General features: G+C 39.5%; 11 protein-coding genes. 3 read left to right on the forward strand and 8 right to left on the reverse strand.

The genetic code is table 11. The features are described from left to right. Window positions 1–5: 5 nt before the first annotated feature. The 6 genes from PVK79_RS09835 to PVK79_RS09860 form a co-directional block, all read right to left on the reverse strand. Window positions 6–1,013 carry an isocitrate dehydrogenase gene (locus PVK79_RS09835; protein ID WP_182718661.1) on the reverse strand — a complete coding sequence of 336 codons (1,008 nt, stop codon included), beginning with the start codon at window positions 1,011–1,013 and terminating at the stop codon, window positions 6–8. A 185-nt stretch (window positions 1,014–1,198) separates the two neighbouring features. Then, complete coding sequence (locus tag PVK79_RS09840; RefSeq protein WP_257326569.1) at window positions 1,199–2,887, reverse strand: hypothetical protein; 1,689 nt, start codon at window positions 2,885–2,887, stop codon at window positions 1,199–1,201. 10 nt (window positions 2,888–2,897) lie between these two features. Then, on the reverse strand, window positions 2,898–3,281 hold the full coding sequence (locus PVK79_RS09845) for a DUF3192 domain-containing protein (protein ID WP_257326572.1): 384 nt from the start codon (window positions 3,279–3,281) through the stop codon (window positions 2,898–2,900). 69 nt (window positions 3,282–3,350) lie between these two features. Further along, complete coding sequence (gene xni / locus PVK79_RS09850) at window positions 3,351–4,124, reverse strand: flap endonuclease Xni (RefSeq protein ID WP_145235810.1); 774 nt, start codon at window positions 4,122–4,124, stop codon at window positions 3,351–3,353. Between the two features lie 14 nt (window positions 4,125–4,138). Then, complete coding sequence (gene ppnN, locus PVK79_RS09855) at window positions 4,139–5,482, reverse strand: nucleotide 5'-monophosphate nucleosidase PpnN (RefSeq protein ID WP_182819502.1); 1,344 nt, start codon at window positions 5,480–5,482, stop codon at window positions 4,139–4,141. Between the two features lie 41 nt (window positions 5,483–5,523). Then, window positions 5,524–7,002 carry a GGDEF domain-containing protein gene (locus tag PVK79_RS09860; RefSeq protein WP_145236304.1) on the reverse strand — a complete coding sequence of 493 codons (1,479 nt, stop codon included), beginning with the start codon at window positions 7,000–7,002 and terminating at the stop codon, window positions 5,524–5,526. 274 nt (window positions 7,003–7,276) lie between these two features. Between PVK79_RS09860 and PVK79_RS09865 the strand changes: the two genes are divergently transcribed. After that, the gene (locus PVK79_RS09865; protein ID WP_257326576.1) at window positions 7,277–9,061 is read left to right on the forward strand and encodes a M61 family metallopeptidase; all 1,785 of its coding nucleotides are present in this window, start codon (window positions 7,277–7,279) and stop codon (window positions 9,059–9,061) included. A gap of 21 nt (window positions 9,062–9,082) precedes the next feature. Here PVK79_RS09865 and PVK79_RS09870 read toward each other — a convergent pair whose 3' ends face one another. Beyond that, the gene (locus PVK79_RS09870; protein ID WP_182734168.1) at window positions 9,083–9,883 is read right to left on the reverse strand and encodes a glycosyltransferase family 25 protein; all 801 of its coding nucleotides are present in this window, start codon (window positions 9,881–9,883) and stop codon (window positions 9,083–9,085) included. 217 nt (window positions 9,884–10,100) lie between these two features. Here PVK79_RS09870 and PVK79_RS09875 point away from each other — a divergent pair, with 217 nt between their 5' ends. Then, complete coding sequence (locus tag PVK79_RS09875; RefSeq protein ID WP_257326580.1) at window positions 10,101–12,260, forward strand: S46 family peptidase; 2,160 nt, start codon at window positions 10,101–10,103, stop codon at window positions 12,258–12,260. A 150-nt stretch (window positions 12,261–12,410) separates the two neighbouring features. On the opposite strand, the gene PVK79_RS09880 is transcribed toward PVK79_RS09875, so the two are convergent. Continuing rightward, window positions 12,411–14,828, reverse strand: a complete 2,418-nt coding sequence (locus PVK79_RS09880) for a PAS domain-containing hybrid sensor histidine kinase/response regulator (protein ID WP_257326582.1) — start codon at window positions 14,826–14,828, stop codon at window positions 12,411–12,413. A gap of 497 nt (window positions 14,829–15,325) precedes the next feature. On the opposite strand from PVK79_RS09880, the gene PVK79_RS09885 reads away from it, so the two are divergent. After that, window positions 15,326–16,597, forward strand: coding sequence for an O-acetylhomoserine aminocarboxypropyltransferase/cysteine synthase family protein (locus PVK79_RS09885; protein WP_257326584.1), 1,272 nt, complete (start codon window positions 15,326–15,328; stop codon window positions 16,595–16,597). Window positions 16,598–16,656 lie beyond the last annotated feature (59 nt).

Raw genomic sequence — 16,656 nt, forward strand, 5'->3', positions numbered from 1 at the left:
TTGGTTTATAAACGGTCGATAACAGCTTGTGTGAAGTCAGTAGTACCGTGACTGCCACCTAAATCGCGAGTGGTACGATCACCCGATTTAATTACGTCAGCTACAGCACTGCGAATACGCTCTGCAGTTTCGCCCATTTCTAAATGCTCTAACATTTGAATAGATGCCAAAATAACAGAGGTTGGATTTGCTAAGTTTTTACCAGCAATATCAGGTGCGCTGCCATGAACTGCTTCAAAGATTGCTGCATCTTCACCGATGTTAGCGCCAGGCGCCATACCTAAACCGCCTACTAGACCAGCACATAGATCAGATAAAATATCACCAAACAGGTTTGTAGTAACGATAACGTCAAACTCTTCAGGGCTCATTACCAGTTTCATACAGGTTGCATCAACAATCATTTCAGTTGATTCAATTTCAGGATAACGCTCAGCAACTTCACGAGCTACTTTTAAGAATAAACCTGAAGTTGATTTTAAGATGTTAGCTTTGTGAACCGCTGTCACTTTTTTACGACCTTCACGCACGGCTAGTTCGTAGGCAAAAGTAACGATTTTTTCAGCACCTTCACGGGTGATCATAGACATTGCTTGTGCTTCGTTGCCATCTTCTGATGTCACTTGGCCTAAACCTGAATACATACCTTGCGTATTTTCACGTACCGTGATGATATCAATGTCTTCATAACGTGCTTTGGTGCCAACAAATGACTTTACTGGGCGTACATTGGCGTATAAACCAAACTGCTTTCGTAATGTTACATTGATTGAAGTAAAACCTTCACCAACTGGCGTAGTTAGTGGGCCTTTTAGAGTAATTTTATTACGCGCAATAGTATCAATGGTATCTTGTGGTAATAATTCACCGGTCTTTTCTAGGGCTGCAAGACCTGCATCAACGAATTCATAATCAAAATCGCACCCTGCGGCTGTTAAGATCTCAAGGGCTGAATCAATAATACTCGGACCGATGCCGTCGCCTTTGATCACTGTGATGGTTTGTTTGGCCATGAACTTTTCCTATTACGAGTTAGAAATGCACGTAAATGTGACGCATTATTAAACTGCGATAACTTGTTAGATTATTTACGTGAATGAGTTTGAAAATACAAGCGGCTTTTATAGCAATTTATTCAACTTTTTGCCAGTAAAACCCACGAAAACGCACTAAATTAGTCACTATGTCTAATAAATATTCATACGCTATTGCTTAAACCTAGGCTTGGAAGCTGCGCATAAAAATCCTCGCTGGACTGCCAATCTAAGCGTTTTAACACTTGCTCAAAAGTGTGTGTTTGCCAACTACTTTGTATTGCGTTGGGTTGATACACCTTAATAACGACGAGTTTTATTGCAACCCATAATTGTGCTTCTGCAGATAAGTGTTGTTTTTTTTGCTGCTCAGCATCTAAAAGCGCTTGTGTCCATGGGTTGTCACCAAGCAATTCAAGTAAATAAGCCGATAAATGCCCACTGTCATGAACCGTGACACCAAATAGCCACGTAAAGGGCATACTTACATCACTTTTAGGTGAGTGTTCATACACTGTTTTACGGCTAATTGTGGTGCTGCAATATTCAATCAAATAATTAACGTAACCATAAATAGGCAAAGCGAGGTGCTCAAACTGGTTGTGTTGATCACGACTTACCAACTGGTTTAATAAACTTATTATTGCCTGTAAGCGTAATTGTATATGTTGCATTAATGGATGTGCTTGGTAGTTTACTAATTGCTCAAAGAGCACCCGTTGAATGATCGCTGGCGCATTGTATAAGCCGACCATTGATAAACAATGGCGTAAATCTTTGCCTGCTAGGTGCTCTTTATTATAAGGCTTCACTGCTTCACGAAGTAACTCAATTGTCGCTGAATGATTGTTGAGTAATTTAGCAAGGGCACTGTATGAGTATTCTTTTTGTATTTTAACTTGGCTTATCAACATCAATAATTGTTGTTTTTCAAAGTTTACAATTTCAACAGGGGGGGATATGTGCTCATTGAACCATACGCTAAACAATAATCGCTTGTCTTTACTTGGGCGTTGTTTTGAATGTGATTCTAGCTTTGCCTTAACACTATACCATTTGGTTTTTTGCTGCTCATGCAACGCAATTAATAAATCCCGTTGCTGGTGGTTTTTACCAATATAAGTGAGCTGCTGATCGCTATAATTTACCAAAGAGCCAGGCAGGTAAGGGCCAAAATGACCGATTATTGCTTTTAATGCTTGTTGGGCAAACAGGTTAGGAGTACGGATATAAATATCAGCCACTGCCTTATAGATATCAATATGATCATTTTGGGTACGATAGGTAATGTTCATCGCAATAATATTTGCTAACGCAACTAACGTTGTTGGTCCATCATAGATCATGATTTTTGGCGTGCTTAGCAAGGCCTGCTTATACTTATTTAAGCGCGCTAAAATACACGCAATATGGTCAGTGGGAACGTTAGCTGATTGCAGTAATTTTACTGCTAGCTGATGACGCGACTGCCATTGCTTTTTTTCTTGTTGGGTAAGAGGTTGGCGCAGGGCCAGCTTATTAGTTTGTGTTTGCACACATAAATAGTTAGTTAAACACACACAAATAAGCAATTGGCTGATTTTACTGTCGTAACTTAAACTGCGACAAAATGCGGCGACAATGACACATTGATTGACTACTAAGTTGGTTGTATAACCTTGTGTTTCTGCATATAGAGTAAGTTGGGCTTGCATTGCATTTGGATGTGAATCATAGAGTTTATAATATTGCTCAGCCAGTTGTGTTAACAGCGGATAAATTTGTGGCCACTGACTTCTATTATGATAAAACCTTAATAATTTGTCAGTCCTTTCAAATAGGCTGGCAAGATCTTGTGCGCAGAGTTCATCCATAAATAATCAATTACCCGCGTTGCTCAAATGCATCAAATGCACTTGGTCCCCACAAAATCAATTCGCCATTTTTAAACAGTAAACCAGTACACTCATCCATAGTCGTGATCCCATCTGATTTGATATGTTGAGTACGGTAAAAAATAATTTGCCATACCTCTTCGTTATCACGTATAGCGAATGTTAGATCTGGACTGCCTAAATACTCTAATACAGTGTTTAAGTTAGTCGGTGTTTCGATACTTAATTTAGCGATATAACGTTTATTGAACGCTTCTCGGTCCTGCCATATCATCGCTTGCGGATCATCTTTATAAAAAGTAATGACCAAAGTAGCGATTAAGGCATATACACCTAAACCTAATATGAGATAGCGAAAAAACTTCTTAAACATTGTGCACTCTTACGCTGAGACTTAAATTCAGTATACGCATAGTTCAAATTCAGTGCTACGTGAATGCGATTAATTGAGTCTTAACTGCTTTAAACTAAAGCCTAAGTTAATATCTGTACGTAAACCAACCAAATGTTTCGAGGTAATATAGTCAGCCATTCCTGTTGCTAACTTTTTACGTACTGCTGCAGAGAGCGTTTCATCCTCTATTGCGAATGTTATATCTGCGTGCTTACTAATAATCTCTTGTGCTGTTTTAGTACCAATTCCCTTAATACCAGGGATATCATTAGTTTTATCACCAGCCATTGCCCAAAAATCAATTAATCGAGCTTGCTCAACACCAAAACGTTGTACGATAGAGTGATGATCTAAATATTCTTTTTTAAAATAATCATAAACATTAATATAATTATTTAAGCTAGGTAGAAACCCTTTATCAGTGGAAACAATTGTACAATACAACTGATTTTGCGCCATTTTATGGGCTAACGTGGCGATAATATCATCAGCTTCATCATTTACTGGGGCAAACACCACAATACCCGTTTGCTCAATTGCCTGTTTAAATTTATCTAATGAATTTTTCAGAGTTTCAGGCATGGGGGCACGGCTGCTTTTATATTGAGCGTAATAATGATAACGCCAGCTTTTATCACCATCAAATACAGCAATAGCATGTGTTGCTTGGGTGATCTTTATAAGTTTTTCGCAAGCGTGAGCTACCCGCGCGCAGCAGGTATTTATCATTTGCTCATCACTGCCTTTATTTTGATTACTATCAACTGCATAAATGCGCCTAATTAAATTAAGCGCATCGATTAAAAGTAACTGACCTGACACGAATACATTAACCCTTATGCTTTGACTTCATAACATGGAACATATTGACTGCCTGGGAGCTTCATTCTTCCTTGCTCAACAAATGCTTGCAGCAGTTTATCCATGGCTTTCATTAAAGTCGGCTCACCGCTAATGATAAACCGGCCATGTTGTTTAATGGCTTGAATGCCTTCGTCTTTGACATTACCAGCAACAATACCAGAAAATGCACGGCGTAAATTAGCGGCTAGTAATTGCTTTTCTTGGTCTAAATGTAAATCAAGCCCAGCCATATTGGCATGAGTTGGCGCGAAAGGTTGCTGAAATTCATTTTCAATTTTTAACGTCCAGTTGAAGTAATATGCATCGCCCTGACTCTTGCGGTAATCACGCACATTTGCCATTGCAGATTTGAGTTTGATCCCAACTAATTCTGGGTTATCAATAATAACTTCAAATTTATCAAGCGCCTCTTTGCCTAACGTCATTTCAATAAATTGACATAATTCGCTAAAGTAATTTTCACTTTCTTTCGGCCCAGTTAAAATAACCGGTAACGACTGTTTGGCATTATCAGGGTGAAGTAAAATGCCAAGTAAATACAATAACTCTTCGGCAGTGCCAGCGCCGCCAGGAAAAATAATTATAGCGTGGGCGGTGCGTACAAAGGCTTCAAGGCGTTTTTCAATGTCTGGTAAAATAACTAGTTCATTGACGATCGGATTTGGTGGCTCTGCGGCAATAATACTAGGCTCTGTTAAACCTAAATAACGGTTGTCGGTGTTGCGCTGTTTTGCATGTCCAATGGTTGCGCCTTTCATCGGGCCTTTCATGGCACCGGGGCCACAGCCAGTACAAATATTTAAGCCTCGTAAACCAAGCTCGTAGCCTACTTGTTTAGTGTATTTATATTCGTTTTCATTAATTGAATGACCACCCCAGCAGACAATCATACTTGGATCGCTATTTACGCGAAGCGCTGCGGCATTACGCAACATATCAAAAACCATATGTGTAATGGCTTTTTGTTCGGTTAAATCTTTTTCGTATTTTTGACAAATAAATAAAATATCACGTATAACTGAGAAAATATGTTCATGAATTCCGGTGATTATTTCACCATCAACAAAAGCGGTAGTCGGAGGGTTCAGTAGCTCAATTTTTATGCCTCGCTCACGGCTTAGTAAGCGAATATCAAAATCTTGATATTTATTGTAAATCTCTGAGCTTGAGTCAGTATGACTGCCAACATTAAGAACAGCTAGCGCACAGTTTCTAAATAACTTATAGCGTTCGCTGTTAGACGATTGTTCTAATAAATCAACTTCGAGCTGCGACAGTAAATCTAACACACCTGTCGGGTTTAACTGTATTAACATAGGCGTTCTCCTTGCTATAAAAAGCACTGGGTCGGTCGTAGTTATTCATTGATACACAAGCGATCACGACCGGTATTTTTTGCTTTGTAGAGGGCATCATCGGCGCGGTCAAAAGCGCCCAATGGGGTATCACCTTTTTTAAATTGAGTGGCACCGATAGAAACCGTTATCTCTACTTGTTTATCTCTGAACTTGAACGGAATTCCTTTCACCGCTCTTCTTAGTTTTTCAAGGGGTCTTTTAGCATGCTCTAAGGGCATACCTGGCATTAATAAAACGAATTCTTCACCGCCGTAGCGAGCAATGAAATCAGATTTTCGGATTGACATTTGCAATGCTTTAGCAATCACTTGTAACGTTTTATCTCCAGCGCTGTGACCGTATTTGTCGTTGATAGACTTAAAGTGATCAACATCAATCACCACTAAGGTGACATCTGATTCTTGTACTGCAAACAAATGAAACTCGTGATGAAAACGTTCGTCAAATGCAGCTCGATTTGGCAGTTTTGTAAGTCCATCAAGCAAACTTTTAAAACGTTGCTCATGCAGGCGTTTTTTGTATTTAGATAATTTTGTTTCGAGGCTGCCAATACGTTGATTTATTTCTTGGAAACTGCTTAATAGCATTTCACGGTCTTGCTGTTCAAGGCGCTCTTTTTCAATTAAGTCTTCGCTTAACGATTTTAATTCGTTATCAACTAAGGCTTTTAATGATGAGATTGAAGTGGCATTTTGGGTTTGTGCCGTCAGATTATTAATTTTACCTTCAATACGCTTATTTAATGCTGTAAATTCAGCTCCCATTGCTTCTGAATGTTTACTTGTAGAGACAATCGAGTGATGTAATTCTTCGAGCGTTTGGTTCAATGACACTAAAAAACTTTGTGCTGATTGTCGCTCTTTACTGATATTACTGGCAATGATGCGAATAATATCGATTGCTGAGGTCAATAAATCATCAACTGAATCTGTTTCAGAGATATTATTTTTGATAGTTTTTACTTGATCTGCGGATTCATCTTCAAACACTAGATCATTAGCTAAATTTAATAACTCTTTTGCTAAACTGGGTTGTACAGCACTTTGTTGACCATCTGCAACAGTTAGTTTTACTTGTAATGCTTGATGATAAATAGTCACTAAACGATTAAGTAGCGGAATAAAATCCCGTGTCGATTGCACATTATTCAGTTCATGGTCTAGTAAATGACGCAACGTTCGGCGTGCATCATCCGGTAACCCTTTGGTTTTTTGTAGTAACTTGCCAGCATCGAGCACACTGTTATGAAGTTCACGCTGATGTGTAGCCTGTTGTGCTTCTTGGTTTTTTAGTAGTGTGAGAATCTCGTCTATGAGTGGCGCGAATAACTCAAAATCCACCCCTTTAGCCAGTGCACTACGAAACTTAGCTAAGCGATTATCAAGTTCAATATCCATCCCTTTACAGCTTAACGATAACTTAGCTGCAAAGTGTGTCAATGTGTCTACCTGATGTTTACGTGCATGTTCAACGACCATGCGAGTATCAATGGCTTGTTTAAGTTTTTTGTTTAAAACTTCGAGCTGTTGTGACACTAATAGTTACCGCCATTGATTAAATCTTTCATTGCTGTAAGTTTACAACAAAAATCGCACAAATGTAGTCAGTAAGTCAAAAACTTAGCATTTGTTGATGATTTTTATTCATTGAACCTATCTGCACGTGTATTTATCGCTTTTAATTCACATTTTCTATCATCATTGTTACGCTCAGGCACAATAAAATTAGTTGATATATGAATTAAGAGCCGCAATGAAAAAGTTTTTAGCATTATCGGTATTAGCCGCATTATCTCACTCGGCATGGGCCGATGTTAATTATTCGCTCGCTGTTACTCAACCTGAACATCATTTAGGCAACGTTAGCGTAGAATTTCCACAAACGGCACAAGCACATTTAGATGTAAAGTTGCCAGCTTGGCGAACAGGCCGTTACGAAATTTTGAACCTTGCAAACGGTGTGCGTTTTTTCGAAGCAACAGGTGAGAATGGCAAAGCATTAAGATGGGAAAAAATTGATGCTAGTACATGGCGAGTACATTTAGATAAACCAACGGAAGTTAAAATTGATTATCAAGTGTATGCCAATGAGTTAGGTAAACGCGCACGTCATATCGATGATAGTCACGCATTTATAGATGCATCAGGCTTTTTTATGTTTAGTGAATCATTTCGCCAAGAGCCAGTAACGGTCAAGCTAGATGTGCCGAAAGCATGGCGCTCAGTATCAGGTATGGATAGTGCGGGCTCAAAGCATAGTTTTAAAGCCGCAGATTACGATGTATTAGTTGATTCGCCGATTGAAACGGGTATTAATCAACACCACACCTTTGCAGTTGATGGCCGCGATTATGAATTAGTGATTTGGGGAGAGGGCAACTATGATGTTGAGCAAATGCTTATCGATCTGAAAAAATTAGTCGCTACTGGTAATATTATTTGGGATGCTTACCCGTATCAACGTTATGTATTTATGGTACATGCAACCTCAGGAGCAGGTGGCGCCACCGAGCATTTAAACTCAACGATTATCCAACGTCCGCGAGATCGTTTTGGTTCACGTGAAGATTACCTTGCTTTTATTAGCACCGCGGCACATGAATTTATCCATACTTGGAATGTAAAAGCATATAGACCTGAAGGTTTAGTTCCTTACGATTACACGCATATTAATTACGATAAACTATTATGGATAGCTGAAGGCTCAACCAGTTATTTTGAAGATCATTTAATGGTGCGGTCAGGGATTGCCACGACTGATGAATTTTTAAACGTGTTAACGAAAACCGTCAACCGTCATTTATTATCGCCAGGGCGCGAAGTACAAAGTGCCAGCGAAACCAGTTTTGATAAATGGATAAATCAAGGTGGTGACCATGCACGTAACTACAGTACTAATATTTACTCCGAAGGCTCATTGATTTCGATGGCCCTTGATATTGATTTACTTGAGAACAGCCAAGGTAAGCAAAGCTACCGTGATGTTCATCGTGCACTTTATAATCAATATAAAATGCCGCATGGCTTCACTGTTAAAGACGTGAAAACTATTTTAAAACAGTTAACGGGCCGCGATTACAGCCAGTGGTGGGCAAATAATGTTGATGCACCAGCAGATATTGATTTTGACTTACTGTTTAAAAAGGTAGGCTTAGTGTTAGAGCGTCCAAAAGCAGCTAAAGCGCTTGCCAGTGTTGATGCAATGGCAAAAAATACTGGTGAGTTATTAACTTTAACTCATGTGCGTCGCGATGGCGCTGCATGGCAAGCCGGTTTAACTGCGGATGATAAAATTGTAGCGATTAATAAAAAGCATGTTGGTAAAGATTTAAAATCAAGCTTAGAAACATTTAAAGCCGGGGATAAAGTAACCGTTGATTTTATCCGCCGTGATGCACTGCAAAGCACCACGATAACGCTAGCACAAAGCTTTGATAAAGATAAAAAGCTGGTTGCTGACAAACAGGCAACTGCACAGCAAATGGCATTATTTAAAGCATGGATGGGTGTAGAGCACCCAAACCTCGCTAAAAAATAAATACTATTTAATGATTCTAGGTTATGAGTAAAAAGGAGCTGCGGCTCCTTTTTTGTACTTAGGATCATCGGGTAAAGCACGCTTAGTCTTTTTGATAAATGCCGCCGTTGCAAAGTGATTATTTACCGCGCTACTGAGTTGCTGACCTTTACGGGCTAAAAATGATTTTTTTACGCTGGCATTGCTACGCGACTTTATATCACTTACTTGCTCACAATCTTGAGAGACTGGATACGGCAGTAATGAATAGCCTGTTACTTGAGTTTCCCATATATGTTGTAGGTCACAATCAACAGGGCGGGCAAATGTCTTAGTAGCTGCTAATAATTGTTTCGCACCTTGATAACTGATTGCAGAAGCACAACATCCTGTCATCAACTTTTTATGGATCACTAATTTTTGCTCAAACTGCAACGGCACTTGATAGGCGATTTTGCGAGTACGGTTTTGATAAGCTGAGAGTTTTATCAGTTGCCAAGTGAGCGGTAATTGTTCAATATTTTTAATTGCACTATTAATACTCGTATCTAAGATAAAGTCATCTTCGAGCACAATTGCGTAATCAAGTTTTCTATCGACAATGGTTTGCCATGCTTTGCGATGGCTCAAGTAACAGCCAATCTGCCCAGCACTGAGCGGGTAATGGTATTTTTGTTTGTTGAGGCTAGGACTGTAATTAATTTCTTTTTGCGCTTGTGAAAGCATGGCGCCATCAATTGCATCTATACGCTCAAAACTTAGCCCATGTGCAGCTAATTGTCGCTGGCTGTTTGCTAATCGCTCCGTTGAACGAGCGAGGTTGATCAAAAAAATAGCAGTCATAATTAGGCCGTGCATTATTAATAATATTTAAATCCTAGCTATTGAAAATGACCAAATGATTGCATTGTTGTGTTGTTTTTATTGCCAATAGAGCTCGAAGAAGTATTTGTTTTCAGTATTTTGTTACACAATAGTGCAGCTATTTTGTCGCAGAAATATTGACCTTGCTAAGGCTGCACGCGTAACCTGTTATAGAAACAATAAAAAGGATAAAAAAATGCGCTTAAAACCACTCATAGCATCACTTGCTATTGCAGTATCGGGCACAACATTTGCTGATGAAGGCATGTGGCAACCACACCAACTTCCTGATCTAGAATCAATTCTAAAAGCCAAAGGACTAGAAATTGACGCAAAATCGATTTCTAAATTAACCGAGTTCCCAATGAATGCTGTGATAAGCCTTGGTGGCTGTACCGCATCCTTCGTATCGCCAAAAGGGCTGGTGGTTACCAATCATCACTGTGCTTATGGTTCGATTCAATATAACTCAACACCAGAGAACAATATTTTAGAAAACGGTTTTTTAGCAACAACACCGGCTGAAGACTTACCAGCGGCACCCGGCTCTAGAGTGTATGTAACTGAAACAGTTACCGATGTGACCAAAAAAGTAATAAAAGGCACTGAAAAACTCAGCGCAAAAGCGCGCTACGACGCGCTAGAAAAAAATGAAAAAGCGTTAGTGTCAGCATGTGAAGCTGACGACAATTATCGCTGTAATGTGTATTCATTCCACGGTGGTTTAGAGTTTTATTTGATCAAATCACTAGAAATTAAAGATGTACGCTTAGCATATGCGCCTGCTATGGGCGTAGGTAAGTATGGTGGCGATATCGATAACTGGATGTGGCCGCGCCATACCGGCGACTTTTCATTTTATCGTGCATATGTAGGTAAAGACGGCAAACCGGCTGAATTTAGCGAAGACAATGTACCTTATGTGCCTGATTCATATCTAAGTGTCAGCGCCAAAGGGGTCCAAGATGGCGACTTTGTTATGGTAGCAGGCTATCCTGGGCGCACTAACCGTTACCGCATTGCTGCTGAAGTTGATTATGTATTTAATACCAGCTATCCAAAATCACGCGAGCATAATTCAAAATATGTCGCTTTGATTGAAGAAAATTCAGAAGATGGCAGCAAAGCGCGCATCGCCTACGAAAGTACTATAGCGGGCTACAACAACTATATTAAAAACTACGGTTCAATGATCGAAAGCTTTAATAAAGGCACGATGTATGAACGTAAAAAGCAATTTGAACAAGATCTAACCGCGTGGATAAACAGTGACCGTAAGCGTAAAAAACAATACGGTAAAGTGTTAAATGAATTGTCGGCGTTAGTCGCTCAATCGCAACAGCACAATGAGCGTGATCGTATGCTTGGCTATGTGCACCGCTCACAAATGATCAGTACCGCACGTAGCTTATATCGCCTAGCTTATGAGCAACAAAAACCTGATAGCGAACGTGAATCTGGCTATCAAGAACGCGATTTACCACGCTTTGAAGCCGGTTTAAAGCGCATGAGTCGCCGTTTTGATGCAAACGTTGATAAAGCCATTTTATTACATTTTTTAGAGCTGTATGCCGCGTTACCTAAAGAAGAGCGTTTTGCAGAAGTAGATAAAGTTTTTGAATTAGAAAATGGCTTTGATAAAACCAAGCACAGTGCACTATTAGCAAAAATGTATGCTAATTCAACGCTAGATAATGAAGACGTTCGTATCGCGTTATCTACGCAATCATTTGCTGAACTTGAACAAAGCCAAGATGCATTTATGCAATACGCGAAGGCCATCTTTGCCGTAATGAAAGCTGAAGAAGACAAAGACAAAGCACTTGCCGGTAAACTACAAGCGGCGCGTCCACAGTTAATGAGTGCTATCATAGCGTTTAATGAAGCACAAAATAAACCTGTGTATGCAGATGCGAATAGCACATTACGTGTAACGTATGGCACTGTTGGAGGCTATTCACCGCAAGACGGTTTGATAGCAACACCGTTTACATCACTTGAAGGGCTACTTGCAAAAAACACCGATGTTGATCCATTTAACGCGCCTGAAAAACTGCAACAGCAAATCAAGGCTAAAATATTTGGTGATTACACCGGTGGCATGAATACCGTACCGGTTAACTTTTTATCAAATGTTGATACTACCGGAGGTAACTCTGGTTCACCAACACTTAACGGCAAAGCCGAACTGGTAGGCTTATTATTTGACGGTGTGTACGAAAGTATTATCGGCGATTGGGATTATAACCCAGCACTTAATCGTTCAATCCACGTTGATTCACGTTACATGCTATGGGTAATGGATAAAGTAGATAACGCACAAAACCTATTAGACGAAATGAAAATCGTAAAATAAGTAATCAGTAAAATAGTAGGGCGCTTACCTTAACGGTAAGCGCCTTTTTTAATAAGTATAATTTGTAATGACTTATGTCTACTTTTTGCTATGAGCGGAAGTTGATTTGCCGAAGCCGAACTGGCAATAAAGCACAAACAAAGCAAGTACTTACTTTATAAATGAGCTCAGAACACCGTATAGGGTAGCAATATCAATTGGTTTTGCTATATGTGCATCAAATCCTTGGCTTAAATAATCAGCAACGTCATCAATCATTACATTTGCGGTTAGTGCAATTATCGGTATATGCTTATTGAAATTAATGATATTTTTCATTGCTTGAACACCATCCATTTCAGGCATTTGTATATCCATAAGTATCAAATCAAAGTCCTTTTCTTTAGCTGCTTCTACTGCCTGTTTACCGTTATCTACAATAGTTAATGATGCATTAGTGCCTTCGAGCATTGACTGAATGACAATTTGATTGATTTCGTTATCCTCAGCAATCAGTATTTTCTTTCCCCTCAACGGCGGCGGAGTCATAGATTTTTGTACGAAAGAGCTGACACTCTTATTGGTTATAGTTAATGGTAATATGACTCTTATAGTGGTGCCTCTACCCACATTGCTTTTTACATCGATAGTGCCTCTCATCATAAGAATAAGACTGAGGGTAATCGACATACCCAGCCCAGTTCCACCAAATTTACGTGTTGTTGAGTTGTCTGCCTGTGAAAAACGATCAAATATACGAGCTTGAGCTTCCTCACTCATTCCAACTCCTGTATCAGCCACTTCAAGACTAATAGCCTGCTTTTCTTGGTAAAGAGTTTCGCTCAAGTGAATGTTTACGCTACCCTTTTCAGTAAACTTAACAGCATTCGAGACAAGATTGAGTAATATTTGCTTAACACGGACAATGTCTCCTAACCAGTGATCATTAAAATTTTCATCAATATTACTGACAAGTTTAATACCCTTATTACTGACTATGCTGTCCACTTCAAATTTCACAGATTTAATTATATCGCTAATCGAGAAAGGCTCTTGCTCTAGGCTTAGTTTATTGCTCTCTATCTTTGAGTAATCCAAAATATCGTTGATAATGGTTAACAGCGATTTAGAAGACGATACTGCATTTTTAAGCATTACTTTGGACTTGGCATCGAGATACTCAGTATTGACCATCTGCAGTCCGCCTAAAATTGCATTCATGGGCGTACGTATCTCATGGCTCATATTTGACAAAAATTCACTTTTCGTTTGGGTTGCCTGCTCAGCTTTTTGCTTAGCTACTTCTAGCTCATTTATCGCATTTATCTTATCTGTAATGTCGTAATTTACACCAATGACTTTTAGAGCGTTGCCATCATTATCTCTAATAACTTCTGCGCTAGCTTTGATTGTTCTTACCTGCCCGTTTGGATGTACTACTCTAAACTCTGGATTAAAAGCACCTATGCCTGATACGGCATCCTCTAATTGTTTGTTAGACTCTTCCATATCATCAGGGTGAAGACTATGAGTCCAAGCTTCATAAGCACCAGAAAAACAATTCTCTGTAATGCCATACAGCTTGTACATCCATTCATCCCAGATTAATTCTCCCGAAATGACATCCCACTCCCACACACCAATTTGAGCTGAGTCATTTGCCAATTTCATTCTCAGAGAATTGGTTTCAGCTTGGTTTTTTGCTATTTGTAATTCGGTTTCTATCTGTTTCTGATGGGAAGTATCTTGGATCACAGAGCAAATCAGCTCATCGCCATTTGCACTCTTAATTATAACGCCCGACAATTGTACGGGGTATTCATAACCCTTTTTATGAATATATTCTTTATAGTAAGGTCCGTAACGGCCTGTTTCTGAGAGGGATTTTAGTTGTTCTTTTTCTTGCTCTTCGTACTTTTTTGGTGTCAACTTCCAATAGTCCATTTGATTTAGTTCGTCTTTGTCATAACCACTAAAACGACTCAATTCCTTGTTAACATACTCAAATAAACCATTATCTAACCTATTAATTGCAATGCCTACCGGCGCTAAGCTAAAAAACTGTTCAAATTTTTCTTTTTCCTCATTGAAAGCGTAGCTAATTCGTTCTATGTCTGTTGAAGCACTATGCAATTTGTTTTGCGTCTCAACTAATTCACTAATGTCTCTACCTATGGCTAAAATGAAAGCATCATCATCCACATTTAATACAGTCAGAGATATAAGGCATGGAAAAGATGAGCCGTCTAATCGAGAGTGAACCCACGGAAACAGCTGTGGTCCTTTAGTCAGAGTCTTTTCAATGTGTTCTGCGGCTATTTCCTCTGAACGTCTGCCACATGGTTGATACTCAGGTGAGATATCAGAAGGCTTTAAATTAATAAAGTTGTCTTTACTTTCGACGCCGTGCATATTGATTGCAGCTTGGTTACATTCTGTGAATTTACCAGATTTCAGGTCGATTATTGATAGTGCGTCCCCAGATACTTCAAACAACTTCTTATACTTTATATTTTCAGCTCTAGCGTTTGCAAGCTGAACTTTAAGCTGGTCAATCTCCGCTTCGAGATCGTTTGTGGGATTACTCATAAGAATTCACTGTTAATTTTGTCTTTTCTTTTGCTATATATAACAATAGCTATAGTCTATTTTTTGTAAAAACAGAAGTTTTAAATAGAGAGTATTGAGTGGCTATTTCCTTATAGCACCGTTTGACGAGAATCAATGTTTTTTCAAATAGCTACAAACTACGAGAAGATGATTATAGTTGGCTGTAATGATGAGTAAAAAATACAACAGATTATTGTTCTTTTTATTTTTTATAGCTGAAAAGTCCAGAGGACGATCTGGAGTTAAGATATGTTCAATCAGTCTATGCACGCTTCACAGCCTAAACCATAATAAACAGCTATGTTCACTTTCTTAAGAAAAGCAGGTGTTCGTTTAAGGTGGAACGAACTAACATAATTCGCTCTTAGCAGAATTTAACTTAAATCTAATTACTTCAACATCCTTTAATATATTTCATGTGCACTTTGTGAGCGATAAATGCTAGCTTAGTGGCAAATTAATTGAAGGAAATAATTATGAAACTTGAGTCTTTAGCGCTGCATCACGGTTATGAATCTGAACCTACAACTAAATCGGCGGCGGTGCCGATTTACAATACATCATCGTATACGTTTGATAATACTCAGCATGGTGCTGATTTATTTGATTTAAAAGTACCCGGGAATATTTATACCCGTATTATGAACCCGACTAATGCGGTGCTTGAACAGCGTATTGCGGCCATGGAAGGGGGCATTGGTGCGCTTGCTGTGGCCTCTGGTATGGCGGCCATTACTTACGCAATTCAATGTTTGTGTGAAGTGGGCACTAATATTGTCAGTACCAGCCAAGTGTATGGTGGTACTTATAACTTATTTGCCCATAGTCTACCTCGCCAAGGTATTGAAGCGCGGATGATTAAAGCGGATGACTTTGCCGGTTTTGAAAACGCGATTGATGAGAATACCCGCGCGGTTTTTTGTGAGTCGATTGGCAACCCTGCAGGGAATATTGTTGATATCGCTCGATTAGCTAAAATAGCCCATAGCAAAGGCGTGCCGCTGATTGTAGATAACACAGTGGCAACGCCCTATTTATGCCGGCCATTTGAGTTGGGTGCCGATATTGTGGTGCATTCGCTTACTAAATATATTAACGGTCATGGTACGGCGATTGGCGGCATAATTGTTGATTCGGGTAAGTTTGACTGGAAAGCCAATGCCACTCGTTTTGCGATGATGAATGAGCCTGATCCGTCGTATCATAATGTGGTTTATACCGATGCTTTTGCTGAAGCGGCGTTTATTGGTCGCTGCCGCGTTGTTCCACTTAGAAATACCGGTGCGGCACTTGCGCCTAAAAACGCCTCTGACATTTTAATTGGTCTTGAAACTTTAGGGCTAAGAATGCAGCGCCACTGTGAAAACGCGCAACAGCTTGCTGAATACCTAGATAATCACCCTAAGGTGCTTTGGGTTAATTACGCGGGGTTAGCGTCAAGTCCCTATAACGCAATGAGTAAAACAACCACTAGTGGCAAAGCGTCTGGTATTTTAAGCTTTGGGATAGCGGGTGGCCTTGAAGCTGGCACTCGCTTTATTGATGCGCTGAATATGATTTTACGTTTAGTAAATATCGGTGATGCAAAGTCATTGGCTTGCCACCCAGCATCAACCACGCATCGACAATTAAATGATGAAGAATTGGCGAACGCAGGGGTTAGCCGCGATTTAATTCGTTTATCAGTGGGTATTGAAAACATCGACGATATCATTGCTGATGTAAGCCAAGCGCTCGATAAAGCTTAGTAATGTTAGCTACAGGGGTAAAGCGTGATCCACATTAATGTTTAAACATGCATTTTATG

This window comes from Pseudoalteromonas rhizosphaerae (assembly GCF_028885455.1).
Lineage (GTDB): Bacteria > Pseudomonadota > Gammaproteobacteria > Enterobacterales > Alteromonadaceae > Pseudoalteromonas > Pseudoalteromonas rhizosphaerae.